This is a genomic window from Micromonospora sp. CPCC 205554 (genome assembly GCF_036902745.1).
Lineage (GTDB): Bacteria > Actinomycetota > Actinomycetes > Mycobacteriales > Micromonosporaceae > Micromonospora > Micromonospora tulbaghiae.
On record NZ_JBAKHP010000006.1, the window covers coordinates 62,094 to 77,383 of the forward strand.

A 15,290-nucleotide genomic window follows, 5' to 3' on the forward strand; every position below is an offset into this window, starting at 1 on the left:
CGGCGGCAGTCCTCGGACGGTGCGCTGCGGGCGTGACAGCGCTCCCGGCGTAACATCGTGGGTCGACCGTGCCGCTGTGGAAGTGGACCGGTCACACGCTCCGCCGCGCCGGTGTCGGTCGCGCGGTGTGCAACTGTTGTCTGCGTCAGGATCAGCAGGGCATTCGGAAGGAGCCCGACATCACCAGCGAACTCCCGCGACTCGCGGCGGTTACCCGACCGCAGCGGGGTTCCGGCGCGTCGGGTGCCGTCCACGTGCCGTCTGCCGGGGCCGGACTGCTCGGCGGCGTACCGCCGGGCGAGCGGCTGCGGGTGCTTCTGGTCGAGGACGACGAGGGCGACGCCTTCCTGGTCGGCGAGCTTCTCGCCGAGACCAACTCGATGATCGACCTGCTGGTGGCCACGAGCCTCAGCGAGGCCCGGCAGCGGGTGATGGGCGTGGACTGCGTCCTGCTCGACCTGGGCCTGCCCGACGCGCAGGGCCTGGACGGGCTGCGCCGGGTGCTGGAGATGGCCAGCGGCGCGGCGGTCTGCGTGCTGACCGGGCGCTCGGACGAGCACCTGGGCATCGTCGCGGTCGCCGAGGGCGCACAGGACTACCTGGTCAAGGGCCAGGTCGACGGTGTCCTGCTGACCCGGGCGCTGCGGTACGCGGTGGAGCGCAAGCGGGCCGACGAGAACGCCCGCCGACTGCGTGAGGTGGAGCTGCGCCAGGCCGAGTCCGCGCGCCTGGAGCGCGGCCTGCTGCCGCAGCCGCTGATGACCACCGACGAGGTGTCGGTGCACACGTTCTACCGGCCCGGCCGCCACGCCGCGCTGATCGGCGGCGACTTCTACGACGTGGTGCAGACCCAGCCGGACCGGATCGACCTGATCGTCGGCGACGTCTGCGGGCACGGTGTGGACGAGGCCGCGCTCGGCGTCGAACTGCGCGTGGCCTGGCGGGCACTGGTGCTGGCCGGGGTGCCGGACGACGAGGTGCTGCCCGCGCTGGAGCAGGTGCTGATGAGTGAGCGCCGCCTCCAGGAGATCTTCGCCACGGTGGCCACCACCCGGCTCGACCTGGCGTCGGCGCGGGCCACCGTACGCCTCGCCGGTCACCCGCCGCCGCTGCTGCTCAGCGGCGGGAAGGTGGCGCCGGTGCCGGCCAAGGGCGGGTTGCTGCTGGGCGTACGCCCGCGTCGCCCGGTCGCCTTCGACCTGGAGTTCGACACCGACGACTGGTCCCTGCTGATGTACACCGACGGCCTGATCGAGGGCCGGGTGGACGGCGGGGACGAACGCCTCGACGTGCCGGGCCTGACCGGGCTGCTCGCCGAACCGGCGAACCGTGCGGTGCCGCTGGCCGAGCTGCCCGCCTGGCTGGTCGGGCGGGCCGAGCAGATCAACGGCGGCCCGCTGGCCGACGACGTGGCGATGTTGCTGGTGACGCGGGGCAGCGGCCGGTGAGCGCTGAGGGCCCCGCAGTCGCGAACGACGATGATGCGGTGAAGGGCAACGGGGAGGAACCGGTGAAGGCGTACCAGCAGGGGTGGACCCTGCGTCGGCGGGTGGCCGCGCTGCTCGGCGTGGTGGTGGTGCTGCTGCTCGGCCTGGCCGCCGCGGAGGCTGCGGTCGCCGCGAAGAACCGGCAGAACATCGACGCGGTGCTGCTCAAGACCGGTCCGCTGCGCGTCCAGGCGCAGGAGCTGATGAGCGTCCTGCTCGACCAGGAGACCTCGGTTCGCGGGTACGCGGTGAACGGCGACCGCGGTGACCTGGAGCCCTACCGCGAGGGTGTGAAGCGGGAGCAGGACCTGGTCGCCTCGATCCGGGATCTCTCCGCCGACTACCCGGAAGTGCGCCGGTCGCTGACCGTGGTGGAGCAGGAGACGGCGCAGTGGCGGAGCCAGGTGGCCGAGCCGGTGATCACCACCGTCGAGCGGGACGGCGCGGCGGCCGGCCAGGCGCTGATCACCGACGCGACGCGCCAGCAGTTCGACGGCATCCGCACGTCGGTGAACACGCTCCAGGAGGAGATCCTCACCGTCCGGCAGGAGACCGCCGACCGCGTCAACTCGACGAGCAACACGCTCGTCGTGCTGCTGATCATCGCCGCGCTGGTGGTGACGACGGCCGGCGTGGTCATGCTGCTCTCGCTGGACCGGATCCTGATCCGCCCGCTGGCCGACCTGGTCGGCCAGGTGCGTGAGGTGGCCGACGGCGACTACCGGCACCGCATCGAGGGCTCCGGGCCGCCGGAGTTCCGCCGGCTCGCCGACGACATCGACCAGATGCGGATGAAGATCGCCCGGGAGCTGGACGAGGTACGCGAGGCGCGGGAGCGCATCGAGTGGGTCAACAGCCAGTTGCAGAAGCAGGCCGAGGAGCTGACCCGCTCCAACCGTGACCTGGAGCAGTTCGCGTACGTCGCCTCGCACGACCTCCAGGAGCCGCTGCGCAAGGTGGCGAGCTTCTGCCAGCTCCTCCAGCGGCGCTACGCCGGCCAGCTCGACGAGCGGGCCGACCAGTACATCGCGTTCGCGGTGGACGGCGCGCAGCGCATGCAGCGGCTGATCAACGACCTGCTGGCGTTCTCCCGCATCGGCCGGTTGACCACCGGTTTCACCGAGGTCGACCTGAACAAGGTGATGGGCGACGTGGCGGGGCAGACCGAGGCGGCGTTGCAGTACGCCGACGCGGAGCTGACCTGGGGCGAGATGCCGACCATCCGCGGCGAGGAGCCGTTGCTGACCAACCTGCTGGTCAACCTGGTCAGCAACTCGGTGAAGTTCCGCCGCCCGGACGTGCCGCCCAAGGTGCACGTGTCGTCGCGGCTGGTGGACGGCGAGTGGGAGATCAGCTGCCGGGACAACGGCATCGGGATCGAACCGGAGTTCGCCGACAAGATCTTCGTGATCTTCCAGCGGCTGCACTCGAAGGACGCGTACCCGGGCACCGGCATCGGACTGGCCATCGTCAAGAAGATCGTGGAGTATCACGGCGGCCGGGTCTGGGTGGACACCGACGCCGACGAGGGCACCACGATCCGGTTCACGCTGCCCGCGCTGGAGGCCGACATCGAGGCCGCCAAGGCGGCGGAGGCCGCGGCGGACGAGAACGCGGACGACGCCGCGGAGCCGGCCGAGACGCCGGCCGCCGAGGGCGCCGACGGTGACCCGGCGGACGTCGGGCGGCAGCCGGACGGCGAGGCACGCGAAGAGCCGCCCGCGGAGGCGGACCGACACGGTACAAACGGTGGCATGAAGGAGACGGTGGGATGACCGCGCCCGCGGACGGCAAGAGCCCGATCGAGGTCCTGCTCGTCGAGGACGACCCCGGCGACGTGCTGATGACCCAGGAGGCGTTCGAGGAGCACAAGCTCCGCAACCGCCTCACCGTCGTCTCCGACGGCGCGGAGGCGCTCGCCTACCTGCGCCGCGAGGGCCAGTACGCGGACGCGGTGACGCCCGACCTGGTCCTGCTCGACCTGAACCTGCCCCGCCGGGACGGCCGGGAGGTGCTGGAGGAGATCAAGAAGGACGAGGAACTGCGCCGTATCCCGGTCGTGGTGCTCACCACCTCGCAGGCCGACGAGGACATCCTGCGCAGCTACCAGCTGCACGCCAACGCCTACGTGACCAAGCCGGTGGACTTCGAGCGCTTCATCTCGGTGGTCCGCCAGATCGACGAGTTCTTCGTCAGCGTGGTCAAGCTGCCGCCGCGTGGCTGACCCGCTGCTGGACGACGTCGGCGCGCTGCTGAGGGAGGCGGCGGCCAAGGTCGTGGTGCCGTTGTTCCGCCGGCTCGACGCGTCCGACATCTCCGAGAAGGCACCCGGCGAGGTGGTCACCGTCGCCGACCGCGAGGCCGAGGCGCTGATCTCCGAAGGGCTGCGACGGCTGCGTCCCGGCTCGGTGGTGGTCGGCGAGGAGGCCGTCGCCGAGGACCCGGACCTGCTGCGGCACCTGCGCGGCAGTGGCGACGTGTGGCTCGTCGACCCGGTCGACGGCACCTCCAACTTCGCCGCCGGCCGCCGGCCGTTCGCGCTGATGGCGGCGCTGCTCACCGACGGCGTACCGGTGGCGTCCTGGGTGTACGACCCGCTGGACGGCACGATGGCGGCGGGCCGGCTCGGCGCCGGCACCGAGCTGGACGGGGCGTCGCTGAGCGCGCCGCGGACCGAGCCGCGGGTCGGTGCGCTGCGCGGCACCGCGGCGACGAAGTTCCTGCCGCCGGACTTCCGCCGCCGGGTGGAGGAGGGCGGGCGCCGCATCGGTGAGCTGCTGCCCGGCCAGCACTGCGCCGGCCGGGAGTACCTGGACATGCTCACCGGCGAACAGCAGTTCGTGCTGTTCTGGCGCACCCTGCCGTGGGACCACACGCCCGGCACGTTGCTGGTGCGCGAGGCCGGTGGCGTGGCCCGCCGGTTCGACGGCGCCGACTACCACCCGGCCGACGAGGGCCGGGGACTGCTCGTCGCGGCCAGCCCGGAGATCTGGGACGAGGTGAGCGCCGCCCTGCTGGGCGGCTGAGCGGCGCTGCGCGACGAACACGGCACGCTGCGTCGACGTCGGGCGCCGTACGCCGTCGCCGGCCTGGCGTGTCGCGCGTGGTCCGGTATCGTGACCGGCGGTCTCCGCCAGCAGGCCGCCGTCCGGCGCCGGCGGAGACGCCGCTCGGTGTGCGGGGGCCGGCGGTCGACGGAAGGACCATCACGTGCCCAGGACCAGCCCTACCGGCCGGCGCGTCCGGCGGTCGCTGCTCGCCGCGCTCGCCGCGGTGGCCGTGCTGCTCGGCTCCGGCGTGGCCGCCGGGCCGGCCGCCGCCGTACCCAGCCCGAACGCCCCGAACGAGGGCGGCAGCAAGCAGCTGCGGGCCGCGTTGGAGGCGGCGGCGAAGGGCCACATCGAGGCCCAGAACAAGCTGGAGAACTCCAAGCGCCGGCAGAAGGCACTCGCCGCCCAGCTCAGTGACATCGAGGTACGCCTCGTCGGGCTCAGCGCGCAGGCCGGTGAGGTCGCCGCGCAGTCGTACCGGATGGGCCGGCTGACCGCCACGTCGATGCTGCTCGCCAGCGCCGACCCCAACGACTTCCTCAAGCGCGCGGCCGAGCTGGACGTGATGGCCCAGCGGGACAGCAAGCGGCTGCGGGAGCTGGCCGACGCGAAGGCGCAGGCGGCGGAGGCGAAGCTCGCCATCGACGCCGAGGTGCGCGAGCAGGCCAAGCAGGTCGCGGTGCAGGCCCGCAAGAAGAAGGACGCCGAGGTGGCGCTGGCGAAGGTCAGCTCCGGCGCCGGGTCCGGGTTCAACGGCACCTCCTCGTCGGCGAAGCCCGCGCCGCGCAACTCGGACGGCTCGTGGCCGTCGGAGTCCTGCTCGGTGGACGACCCGACGCCCGCGTCCGGCTGCATCACCCCGCGCACGCTGCACATGCTCCAGCAGGCCAAGGCGGCCGGTTACAAGCGCTACGCCTCGTGTCACCGCAGCGGTGGCGGCGGCGAGCACCCCAAGGGCCGGGCCTGCGACTTCTCCGCCGCCAGCGGCGGGTTCGAGGACAAGACCGCCACCGGCGGCGACAAGGCGTACGGCGACAGCCTCGCCGCCTGGGCGAAGAACAACGCGAACCGGCTCGGCATCATGTACGTCATCTGGTATCGGCAGATCTGGATGCCGAACACCGGCTGGCGCGCGTACAGCGGCGGGGGCAGCCCGGCGGCGGACCACACAAACCATGTTCACATCTCGATGTATTGACCCGGCCCGCCGCGAGCGCTGCGTAGCATCGCCACGGTGAGCAGCACATCGTCCGACGTCATGGCGGAACCGGCGGCCGGCGCCCCGGTTCCGCCCCGGGCCCTGCCCAACGGGCTCGCCGCGTTCCTCGTCTTCCTCTCCAGCGGGGCCGTGCTGGTGCTGGAGACCGTGTCCTTGCGCCTGGTCGGCCCGTACGTCGGGGTGACCCTCCAGGTGACCAGCTCGGTGATCGGCATGGCGCTGGCCGCCATCGCGTACGGGGCGTGGTTCGGCGGGTGGCTCGCCGACCGGCGTGACCCGCGCACCCTGCTCGCCCCGGCGCTGGTGCTGGCCGGCATCGCCACCGCCGTCACGCTGCCGATCGTCAGGTACGCCGGCGAGGTGCTGCGCGGCGGCGCGGCGAGCGCGGTGCTCCTGCTGACCGCGCTCACCGTCCTGCTGCCGGCCGCGCTGCTGGCCGGGATCACGCCGCTCGTGGTCAAGCTCCAGCTCGCCGACCTGCGCCGGACCGGGCAGGTGGTGGGCAAGCTGTCCGGCATCGGCACGCTCGGCGGCATCACCGCCACGCTCGGCACCGGCTTCGTGCTGGTGGCCGCGCTGTCCAGCACCGTCATCGTGCTGGGGCTGGCCGCCGTGCTCGGCGTGACCGGGCTGGCGCTCGGCTTCTGGCTGCGCCGGCAGGCCGGACCCAGCGGGCTGTCCGCGCCGGGCCGGGTCAAGGCCGCGCTGGCGCTGCTCGGTCTCGCCGCCGCCGGGCTCACCGCCGCGGCGCCGAACCCGTGCGACGTGGAGACCGCGTACCACTGCGCCCGGGTCGAGGTGGACCCGTCGTGGCCACAGGGACGCACGCTCTACCTCAACTCGGCCGAGCACTCGTACGTCGACCTGGACGAGCCGAACCACCTCAAGTACGCGTACACGCAGTGGATCGGCCTGGTCGCGGACGTGGCACGGCCCGCGAAGCAGCCGATGGACGCGCTGCACCTGGGCGGCGGCGGCTTCACCGTGCCGCACTACCTGGCCGCGACCCGGCCCGGCACCGACAACCTGGTGTTCGAACTCGACGGCGGCCTGGTCGAGCTGGACCGGCGGGAGCTGGGCCTGCGTACCGGCCCGCAGATGCGTGCCGAGGTGGGCGACGCGCGGGTGCTGCTGCGCGGCGAGCCGACCGACAGCCGCGACTTCGTCGTGGGCGACGCGTTCGGCCACCTGGTGGTGCCGTGGCACCTGGCCACCCGGGAGATGGCCGCCGACATCCGCCGGGTGCTGCGCCCGGACGGGATCTACGTGCAGAACGTCATCGACTACCCGCCGGGCCGGTTCATCCGGGCCGAGCTGGCCACCGTGAAGGCCGAGTTCGCGCACGTCGCGCTCATCGCACCGCCCGGCGCGATCGACGGGCAGCAGGGCGCCAACTTCGTGATCGTCGCCTCGGACGCGCCGCTGCCGCTCGCCGCGATCCCACCCGGGCTGAAGCTGCTGCCCGAGCGGGCCGAGCTGATGGACGAGGCGGCGGTGACCGGGTGGGTGGGCGACGCGATGGTGCTCACCGACGACTACGCGCCGGTGGACCAACTTCTGGCGACCGCCTGAACGGGTGACTTTCCTGACCGATTCCGACCGCTGAGGTGTACCGGGGTCGACTTCGGGCAACAGGACCGACCATGGGTGGACCGGTCAGGAACGGCGTGCAACTGCTCGGCGAGCGATACCGGTTGGTCGAGCAGCTTGGTGCGGGCGGCATGTCGGTCGTCTGGCGCGGCTACGACGAGGTGCTGGGCCGGCAGGTGGCGGTCAAGGTGCTGGCGTCGCGGCTGGCCAGCGACAAGGCGTTCCGGCACCGGATCCGGGTGGAGGCGCAGGCCGCCGCGCGGCTGTGCCACCCCAACATCACCAACGTGTACGACTACGGCGAGTCCGTGCAGGTCGGCCTGACCGTGCCGTACGTGGTGATGGAGCTGGTCGACGGCGGTCCGCTGAGCGGGCGGCTCGGCCGCGACGGGCAGCTTCCCTGGCGGGAGGCCATGACGATCGGCGCGGAGGTCGCCTCGGCGCTGGCCGCCGCGCACGCCCGCGGCGTGGTGCACCGGGACGTGACCCCGGGCAACGTGATGCTGACCCCGACCGGGGTGAAGGTCGTCGACTTCGGCATCTCGGCGCTGGTGGGGGAGAGCGACAAGGGGCCCGACGGCGCGCTGCTCGGCACGCCCGCGTACCTGGCGCCGGAACGGCTGGACAACGGCCACGTCTCGCCGGCCACCGACGTGTACGCGGTGGGGCTGCTGCTCTACCGGATGCTGACCGGCCGTCTGCCGTGGCAGGCCAGCACCACCACCGAGATGCTGCGCGCGCACATGTACCGCGACCCGGACCCGATGCCGCCGGTGCCGGGCCTGCCCGAGCCGGTGGCCGCGCTGGTGCAGCGGTGCCTGGCGAAGCGCCCCGAGGACCGTCCGGCCACCGCCGAGGTGGCCCGTACGCTCGCCGAGGCGGCCGGTATCGCGGCGATCGTGCCGGTGTCACCGGCGTTCGGCCGGATGGACCCGGCGCTCGCCGAGAACGCGGGCACCACGATCCTGCCGTGGTCGGCGGAGACGGACGCGCTGCCGTTCTCGGCGGTGCGTACCCGCACGCGGCGGGCGGTGGCACGGCGGCGCAAGGTGGAGGCCGGCGTGGCCGCCGTCGGACTGGTCGCGGTGACCGCCACCATGTGGGGCCTGACGTCGCGCAGCCCGGCCAGCGGCGGGGTGGAGCCGACCGAGGCGCGGATGAGCCTGCCCGAGCCCATCCCCTGCGCTGTCGACTACTCGCTGCGCCGCGACACCGGCAAGGACTTCTCCGCCGAGCTGACGCTCACCAACACCAGCGACCGTGAGCTGCGCGGCTGGACGATGAACTTTACGTTCCCCGGCAAGCAGACGGTCACCACGGCCCAGCCCACGGCACGTCAGGTGGGGCGTACCGTCTCGATCGCCGCACCGGCGACGGACCCGGCGCTGGCCCCCGGCGCGTCGACGAAGCTGACGCTGGCCGGGCGCTACACCGGGAGCAACACGCTGCCGGTCGAGTTCACGCTCGGCGACAGCACCTGCGGCGTGCAGGTCTCCGGCATCGCCGGCTCGGCGCCGACCACCGCGCCGCCGGTGACGACGCCGGTCAAGCCGGCCACCAAGACCACCGCGAAGGCCACCACCAAGAGCGGGCCGGCGAAGGCCAAGCCGGCGAAGCCCAAGGCCGCGCCGAAGCCGCCCAAGGGCAAGGAGGGCCCGAAGGGAAAAGCAAAGTAGACCGGCCGAAGGGGGGTGAGCACGGCAAGGGCAAGGGGCCTGGTCCGAAGAAGGACTGACAGTCAGGTGAGCGGCTCCGGTCAGGCCAGCGGCTCCGGTCAGGCCAGCGCGGAGAAGCGCTGCACCTGGGAGATGCCGCCCTCCACGATGAGCACGCTGTCCGGCGTCAGCACCGTCTCCGGCCCGGCGTAGCGGAACGGCTGGCCCGGCTGCTTCTCGCCCACCACCATCACGCCGTACCGGTCCTGCGGGGCGATGTCGCGCAGCGACCGCCCGACCAACGGCGCCGGCACCCTGATCTTGGCGATGGCGAAGTCGTCGTCGAACTCGATGAAGTCGAGCATCCGGCTGACGATCAGGTGCGCCACCCGTTCGCCGGTCTCCGCCTCGGGGAAGACCACGTGGTGCGCGCCGACCGAGTGCAGGATCTTGGCGTGCTTCTCCGAGGTGGCCCGCGCCCAGATCTGCTCGATCCCCAGCTCGGCCAGCGCCAGTACGGTGAGCACGCTCGCCTCCAGTGACGCCCCGATCGCGACCACGACCCGGCGGAAGTCCGCCAGCCCGAGCTGGCGCAGCACCACCTCCTCGGTGCTGTCCGCCTGCACCACCCGTTCGAGGTCGGCCGACCAGTGCTGGACCCGGTTCGGGTCGCGGTCGATCGCCAGCACCTCGTGACCGAGACGGGACAGGGAGTCCGCCAGGCGCGCGCCGAACCGGCCCAGGCCGATCACCGCGATGCCGGTCTCCTCCGGATGTCTAGCCGACAATGGGTTGCTCCTCCGGGTAGCGGTACAGCCGTCGACGGGTGTTCAACGCGATGGCCGAGCCCAGCGTGAGCGGCCCGATCCGGCCGATGTACATGAGCGCGGTCAGCACGTACTGGCCCGCCGGGGAGAGCTGGCCGGACACCCCGACGGTCAGGCCGGTGGTGCTGAACGCGGATGTGACCTCGAACAACGCGGCCGAGAACGATATGTGCGAGGTCAGCGCGATCAGGCCGACCGTCCCGCCGGCCACCAGCGCCACGCTCAGCAGCGCCACGGTCAGCGCTTGCCGCTGGCTGGCCGCGGCCACCCGGCGGCGCCCGACAGTGGTGTCCGGCTCGCCCCGCAGCTCGGCCCAGATGGCGAAGCCGAGCAGGAAGAACGTGGAGACCTTGATGCCGCCGGCGGTGCTGGCGCTGCCGCCGCCGATGAACATCAGGCCGATCAGCATGGGGTAGCTCTCGTCGGTGAGCTGCCCGACGTTCACCACGTCGAAGCCGCCGGTACGGCTCAACGCGATCTGGGTGAACGACGCCAGCAGCTTGCCCGGCACGTCGTAGGTGCCGATCGTGAACGGGTTGCCCCACTCGGCGAGCAGCAGGTAGGCGACGCCGAAGACGGTCAGCACCACGCTGCCCCAGACGGTCAGCTTCGTGGCGATCGCCCAGCGCTCCGGCTGCCGCCACTCGCGTACCGCCTCGAACAGCGCCGGGAAACCCAGCCCGCCGATGATCGCGCCGAAACTGAGCGGCAGCGCCACCCAGCCGTCGCGGGAGAACGCGATCAGGCCGTCGGAGTAGAGCGCGAACCCGCCGTTGTTGAACGCCTGGACCGAGTGGAACACCGCGGACCAGAGCGCCCGGCCCGGCCGGTAGTCGTAGGCCAGGAACAGGCGTGTGGCGATCACCGCCGTCATCAGGGCCTCGGTGACGAAGACCGTGGCCGCGATGCGCAACAGCAACCGGCGTACGTCGCCGAGGCCGAACTCGGCGGTCTCCGCCTGCACGAGCAGCCGGTTGCGCAGGCCGAGCTGACGGGACACCGCCAGGATCACCAGCGACGCCCCGGTCAGGATGCCCAGACCGCCGAGCTGCGTCAGGACGGTGATCATCGCGAGCCCGAAGCCGTTCCAGTAGCTCGGGGTGTCGGCCACCGACATCCCGGTCACCGACACCGCCGACGTGGACGTGAACAGCGCGGTGACGAACGGGGTGTACCGCTGCTGGCTCGTCGCCCAGGGCAGCATGAGCAGGCCGGTGCCGACCAGGATCACCGCCAGGAACCCCAACGGCACCAGCCGTACGGGCTTCCGGAGCAGGCGGCGCACCCCGTCATCTTCCGTCCGGAGATTCACCGGCAGGTCAGGAACCGACCAACTGGCGGTCAACCACGCCCGGTCTGCTGTGCGTACCCATCGACGACAGGAGACGGCGTTGCGACGTACCCTTTCCGCCCTCGGCGTGGCCGGCGCGCTGCTCGCGGCGGCTTCAGTGGTGGTGCCGGCCGTGGCCGCCCAGGCTGGCCCCGACCACCGCGCCGCCGGCCCGGACCACCGCGCCGAGCAGGCCCGCGCGGCCCAGCGGCCGATCGTGATCGGCCACCGGGGCGCCAGCGGCTACCGCCCGGAGCACACCCTGGAGGCCTACCGGCTCGCCATCCGCCAGGGCGCCGACTTCATCGAGCCGGATCTGGTCTCGACCATGGACGGCGTCCTGGTCGCGCGCCACGAGAACGAGATCTCCGGTACGACGGACGTGGCCGCCCGCCCCGAGTACGCGGCCCGCAAGGCGACGAAGACCATCGACGGGGTGACCGTCACCGGCTGGTTCACCGAGGACTTCACGCTGGCCGAGCTGAAGACGCTGCGGGCCAAGGAGCGGCTGCCCCAGGTGCGGGTCGCCAACACCGCGTTCGACGGCAGGTTCGAGATCCCGACGTTCCAGGAGGTCATCGACCTGGCGCGGGCCGAGTCGAAGGCCCGCGGCCGGACCATCGGTGTCTACCCGGAGACGAAGCACCCCACCTACTTCGCGTCGATCGGGCGCGCGCTGGAGGAGCCGCTGGTGGCGGTGCTGCGCCGCAACCGGCTCACCCACCGGAACGACCCGGTGTTCGTCCAGAGCTTCGAGACCGCCAACCTGCGCAAACTCGACAAGATGATCGACATACGGCTGGTGCAGCTCATGGACGCGAGCGGCGCGCCCTACGACTTCGTCGCGGGCGGCGACAAGCGGACCTACGCGGACCTGGCCACCCCCGCCGGCCTGGCCTGGGTCTCCCGGTACGCCGACGGTGTCGGCCTGAACAAGAACCTGATCGTGCCCCGGGACGCCACTGGCCGGCTGCTCGCGCCGACTTCGGTGATCCGCGACGCGCACCGGCAGAAGCTGGTGGTGCACGCGTGGACGTTCCGGGCCGAGAACCAGTTCCTGCCGGTGGACTTCCGCATCGGCACCGACCCGAACGCGCGTGGTGACATCACGTCGGAGTACGAACTGTTCCTCGACCTGGGCCTGGACGGCGTGTTCAGCGACCACCCCGACACGGCCGTGGCCGCCCGAGCCGGCCGCTGACCGCTGGTCCTTCTTCCGGGGTGCCCGCCGGGACGGCGGGCACCCCGTCCGCTTGCCCAGGTCCGTCACGGCCCCCTAGCCGATCTGTGAGTTCTCCCGGCTCCCCGGCTCCGAGAGATCTTGGTACCAAACGGCCCTCATAGGGGCCCTTTCCTACCAAGATCTCCACCGATCCCACCTCGCGGAACGCCAGTCTCGCCCGATGGACGGCGCTCGACGCAGCAACAAGCCGAACGGGGAGCTCCCGCCCGCGCCGCCCCGAAACCTCTGCGATCTTGGAGTTGTGGTGCCTGATAAGTCGGGCTAACCGGGCATCCGAGGCGCCATAACTCCAAGGTCGACGGTGGTGGGCGGTGGTGGGCGGTGGTGGGCAGGCTTGTCGGGCGGGGCGGGGGCCACTTCGGGGAGGTGGCTGTTTCCGGGCGGGATGATGCCGCTACCTCGGCGTAGTGGAGTTGATCAGGCTGGGGGTTCGGCTACGTAGGTGCCTCGGCCGGGCTGGCCGGTGATCAACTCGCGATCGTGCAGCAGTGAGAGAGCGCGGGACGCCGTGTTCATGTGGACGCCATAGGCTTCGGCGAGTTCACGGGTCGAGGGCAGCTTGTCGCCGGGCTTCAACTCGCCACTTCTGATCTTTGCGGCGAGTTCGTTGGCGATCTGACGATACGGCGCTTCGGCTGTAGGCATGGTGAGGACTCCGGTCGGTTCGGCACCTCCGATCATGCCGGGCCTACACCAGTAACTGCAACAAGCAGAAAGCCCGATGTGGACGCTCGACCTACACAGGTATTTTGGGTAGGCTGACCCGCGTCCGGCTCCGGTTGGTTCGGCAAACCTCGGGAGTCGGACCCGGATTGGGCTCCGGGGTCGTACCGCCGAAAGGGCTGCGGCCTCGGGGTCGGCGGCCCGCCCGCGTCCCCTGTCTGCGGGCGGGCCGCCTCCACGGCTCGGTGAGGAGGATCGGCGTGCGAAACGTGCTCAACCTGTTCCAGTCGGCGCGGCGTAACCAGACCCGGAGGCCGCCGAACCAGGGCTGGTACCGATCGGACTCGTGCCGCCCGCTGAGCGTCGGGCAGATCCGCGAGCGGAGGTTCCGCACCGTGCGGCACGGGCTCGACCCGGCGGAGGTGCACGCCTTCCTCTACCGGGTGGCGGGTGACCTGGCGCTGGCCCGGCGAGACGCGTCCCGGTACGCCGAGGAGAACACCCGCATCAAGCAGGCGCTCAAGAGCTGGCAGTCCCGGTTCACGCCGGGCGCGCAGCGGTGAGCAGGGAGCGGTTCGTCGTACACCTGCCGGTGCTCGCGGCCGACCTCGACGGCGCGCGGGCGTTCGCGCGGGCCATCTGCCGGGCACTCGGGTTCCTGGCCGACGTGGAGCGCGCCGGGACGACCGTGTCGCGGGAGGACGAGCAGTCCGTACGCCACTGGGTCTGGTGCGACCGGCTGCGCGACGGTGGCCGGCGATGCGCACGGGCGGCCGACCACGACGGGGACTGCGGCGGGCGCTGACCCGGCCCGCGATGGCGTGGGGCGACATTCCCGGCGGGGCGTGCGTGGCGGATGCGGCCATCCCGGGTCGGTGCGGTTACGTGGCGATGTCCGGCGTTGTAACGCGCGGCCACCCCGTCGCGGGCACTTGTGTGCGCCGACCACATAGCCCGTGGGTGACGTCACTTCTAGCGTGAGCCGACAACTGACATTCCCCCTGTCCTCACCTGGAGTCGCAATGACGATCCGGCACACGCGACGGGTGTTCCTTACCGCCGCCACCTCGGTGGCGGTCGCTCTGGCCGCCACGGCCTGTGGCAGCCCGCAGGACACCGCATCCGGCGGCGGCGACGCCGCCCCGGTCAAGGTCGGTCTGGTCTACTCCCAGTCCGGGCCGCTCGCCAGCTACGGCAAGCAGTACATCGAGGGTTTCAAGGCGGGCCTCGACTTCGCCACCAAGGGCACCGGCAAGGTCGGTGACCGCACGATCGAGGTGACCGAGGCCGACGACGCGGGCGACCCGGCCAAGGCCGTGTCCGCCGCGAAGGACCTGATCGGCAAGGGCACGAAGATCATCGCCGGGTCCACCTCCTCCGGGGTGGCGCTCCAGGTGGCGCCGATCGCCGCGCAGAACAAGGTGCTGTTCATCTCCGGCCCGGCCGCCACCGACGCGGTGACCGGCGCGAACAAGTACACGTTCCGTTCCGGCCGGCAGTCGTGGCAGGACGTGGTGACCGCCCGGTCCTTCATCGGCGACGCGGCTGGCAAGAAGGTCGTGGTGTTCGCGCAGGACGGCGCGTTCGGCGACGCCAACGAGGCCGCCGTGAAGGCCGTGATCGGCGGCGCCGGGGCGAACGTGAGCAGCGTCCGGGCCCCGGCCAGCGCCACCGAGTTCACGCCGTTCGCCAGCCAGATCAAGGCCGCCAAGCCGGACCTGCTCTTCGTCGCCTGGGCCGGCACCACCGCCGGCGCCATGTGGCAGACGCTCGACCAGCAGGGCGTCCTCGCCTCCACCACTGTCGTCACCGGCCTGGACATCCGCGCCTCGTGGCCGACGTTCGGCGCGGCCGGCAGCAAGATCTCGTTCCTGTCGCACTACTTCGACGGGGCGAGCGACACCGAGGCCGCCAAGGCCGCGAAGGCGAAGGTGCCGGGCGGCACGCTCGACCTGTTCCACCCGGACGGGTTCGCCGCCGCGCAGATGGTCGTCCGCGCCGTGCAGGAGGGCGGCGACGACGTGGAGAAGATGGTCAAGGCGCTGGAGGGCTGGGAGTTCGAGGGCGTCAAGGGCACCATGAAGATCCGCGCCGAGGACCACGCCCTGCTCCAGCCGATGTACCAGGCCAAGCTCTCCGGCAGCGGCACCGCCTTCACGGCGACCGCGCAGAAGTCGCTCACCGGTGACGAGAGCGCGCCGCCGGTCGCGCAGATGAAGGGCTGAC

At 71.9% G+C, this 15,290-nt stretch carries 14 protein-coding genes; 11 read left to right on the top strand and 3 right to left on the bottom strand.

Annotation, left to right across the window (positions count from 1 at the left end):
- The first annotated feature begins 254 nt into the window (after positions 1 to 254).
- The 7 genes from V6U82_RS10605 (at position 255) to V6U82_RS10635 (ending at position 9,022) form a co-directional block, all read left to right on the top strand.
- Positions 255 to 1,448 (top strand): PP2C family protein-serine/threonine phosphatase, encoded by a 1,194-nt coding sequence (locus tag V6U82_RS10605; RefSeq protein WP_181726721.1) that lies wholly within the window; start codon positions 255 to 257, stop codon positions 1,446 to 1,448.
- Between the two features lie 62 nt (positions 1,449 to 1,510).
- Positions 1,511 to 3,262, top strand: coding sequence for a sensor histidine kinase (locus tag V6U82_RS10610; protein ID WP_334460912.1), 1,752 nt, complete (start codon positions 1,511 to 1,513; stop codon positions 3,260 to 3,262).
- Positions 3,259 to 3,711, top strand: a complete 453-nt coding sequence (locus V6U82_RS10615; RefSeq protein ID WP_091426599.1) for a response regulator — start codon at positions 3,259 to 3,261, stop codon at positions 3,709 to 3,711. The genes V6U82_RS10610 and V6U82_RS10615 overlap by 4 nt, the downstream gene beginning before the upstream one ends.
- A complete protein-coding gene (locus V6U82_RS10620; RefSeq protein WP_334460784.1) occupies positions 3,704 to 4,513 on the top strand; it encodes an inositol monophosphatase family protein in 810 nt (269 codons plus the stop codon). Before V6U82_RS10615 ends, V6U82_RS10620 begins: the two co-directional genes overlap by 8 nt.
- A gap of 184 nt (positions 4,514 to 4,697) precedes the next feature.
- Complete coding sequence (locus V6U82_RS10625) at positions 4,698 to 5,735, top strand: hypothetical protein (RefSeq protein WP_334460786.1); 1,038 nt, start codon at positions 4,698 to 4,700, stop codon at positions 5,733 to 5,735.
- Between the two features lie 60 nt (positions 5,736 to 5,795).
- Positions 5,796 to 7,328, top strand: coding sequence for a fused MFS/spermidine synthase (locus V6U82_RS10630; protein ID WP_334460913.1), 1,533 nt, complete (start codon positions 5,796 to 5,798; stop codon positions 7,326 to 7,328).
- Positions 7,329 to 7,399: 71 nt separating this feature from the next.
- The gene (locus tag V6U82_RS10635; protein ID WP_128136761.1) at positions 7,400 to 9,022 is read left to right on the top strand and encodes a serine/threonine-protein kinase; all 1,623 of its coding nucleotides are present in this window, start codon (positions 7,400 to 7,402) and stop codon (positions 9,020 to 9,022) included.
- A gap of 98 nt (positions 9,023 to 9,120) precedes the next feature.
- Here V6U82_RS10635 and V6U82_RS10640 read toward each other — a convergent pair whose 3' ends face one another.
- Together V6U82_RS10640 and V6U82_RS10645 are read right to left on the bottom strand one after the other, a co-directional pair.
- Entirely contained in the window at positions 9,121 to 9,789 is a 669-nt protein-coding gene (locus V6U82_RS10640; RefSeq protein ID WP_334460788.1) for a potassium channel family protein, read from the bottom strand.
- Positions 9,779 to 11,113, bottom strand: coding sequence for a TrkH family potassium uptake protein (locus V6U82_RS10645; RefSeq protein ID WP_334460789.1), 1,335 nt, complete (start codon positions 11,111 to 11,113; stop codon positions 9,779 to 9,781). Before V6U82_RS10645 ends, V6U82_RS10640 begins: the two co-directional genes overlap by 11 nt.
- A gap of 106 nt (positions 11,114 to 11,219) precedes the next feature.
- Here V6U82_RS10645 and V6U82_RS10650 point away from each other — a divergent pair, with 106 nt between their 5' ends.
- Positions 11,220 to 12,359 (top strand): glycerophosphodiester phosphodiesterase, encoded by a 1,140-nt coding sequence (locus V6U82_RS10650; RefSeq protein ID WP_334460790.1) that lies wholly within the window; start codon positions 11,220 to 11,222, stop codon positions 12,357 to 12,359.
- 459 nt (positions 12,360 to 12,818) lie between these two features.
- Here V6U82_RS10650 and V6U82_RS10655 read toward each other — a convergent pair whose 3' ends face one another.
- The gene (locus V6U82_RS10655; protein ID WP_334460791.1) at positions 12,819 to 13,046 is read right to left on the bottom strand and encodes a GntR family transcriptional regulator; all 228 of its coding nucleotides are present in this window, start codon (positions 13,044 to 13,046) and stop codon (positions 12,819 to 12,821) included.
- Between the two features lie 278 nt (positions 13,047 to 13,324).
- On the opposite strand from V6U82_RS10655, the gene V6U82_RS10660 reads away from it, so the two are divergent.
- From V6U82_RS10660 to V6U82_RS10670, 3 genes are all read left to right on the top strand, one after another.
- Positions 13,325 to 13,627 carry a DivIVA domain-containing protein gene (locus V6U82_RS10660; protein WP_334460793.1) on the top strand — a complete coding sequence of 101 codons (303 nt, stop codon included), beginning with the start codon at positions 13,325 to 13,327 and terminating at the stop codon, positions 13,625 to 13,627.
- A complete protein-coding gene (locus V6U82_RS10665) occupies positions 13,624 to 13,869 on the top strand; it encodes a hypothetical protein (RefSeq protein ID WP_128136765.1) in 246 nt (81 codons plus the stop codon). The genes V6U82_RS10660 and V6U82_RS10665 overlap by 4 nt, the downstream gene beginning before the upstream one ends.
- Positions 13,870 to 14,086: 217 nt before the next feature.
- Complete coding sequence (locus V6U82_RS10670) at positions 14,087 to 15,289, top strand: substrate-binding domain-containing protein (RefSeq protein ID WP_121683413.1); 1,203 nt, start codon at positions 14,087 to 14,089, stop codon at positions 15,287 to 15,289.
- Position 15,290 lies beyond the last annotated feature (1 nt).

What these genes read in the sequence shown, in the direction of transcription:
- V6U82_RS10655 (WP_334460791.1), bottom strand. Translation starts at nt 13,046, where the DNA reads ATGCCTACAGCCGAAGCGCCGTATCGTCAGATCGCCAACGAACTCGCC.
- V6U82_RS10615 (WP_091426599.1), top strand. Translation starts at nt 3,259, where the DNA reads ATGACCGCGCCCGCGGACGGCAAGAGCCCGATCGAGGTCCTGCTCGTC.
- V6U82_RS10635 (WP_128136761.1), top strand. Translation starts at nt 7,400, where the DNA reads ATGGGTGGACCGGTCAGGAACGGCGTGCAACTGCTCGGCGAGCGATAC.
- V6U82_RS10630 (WP_334460913.1), top strand. Translation starts at nt 5,796, where the DNA reads ATGGCGGAACCGGCGGCCGGCGCCCCGGTTCCGCCCCGGGCCCTGCCC.
- V6U82_RS10670 (WP_121683413.1), top strand. Translation starts at nt 14,087, where the DNA reads ATGACGATCCGGCACACGCGACGGGTGTTCCTTACCGCCGCCACCTCG.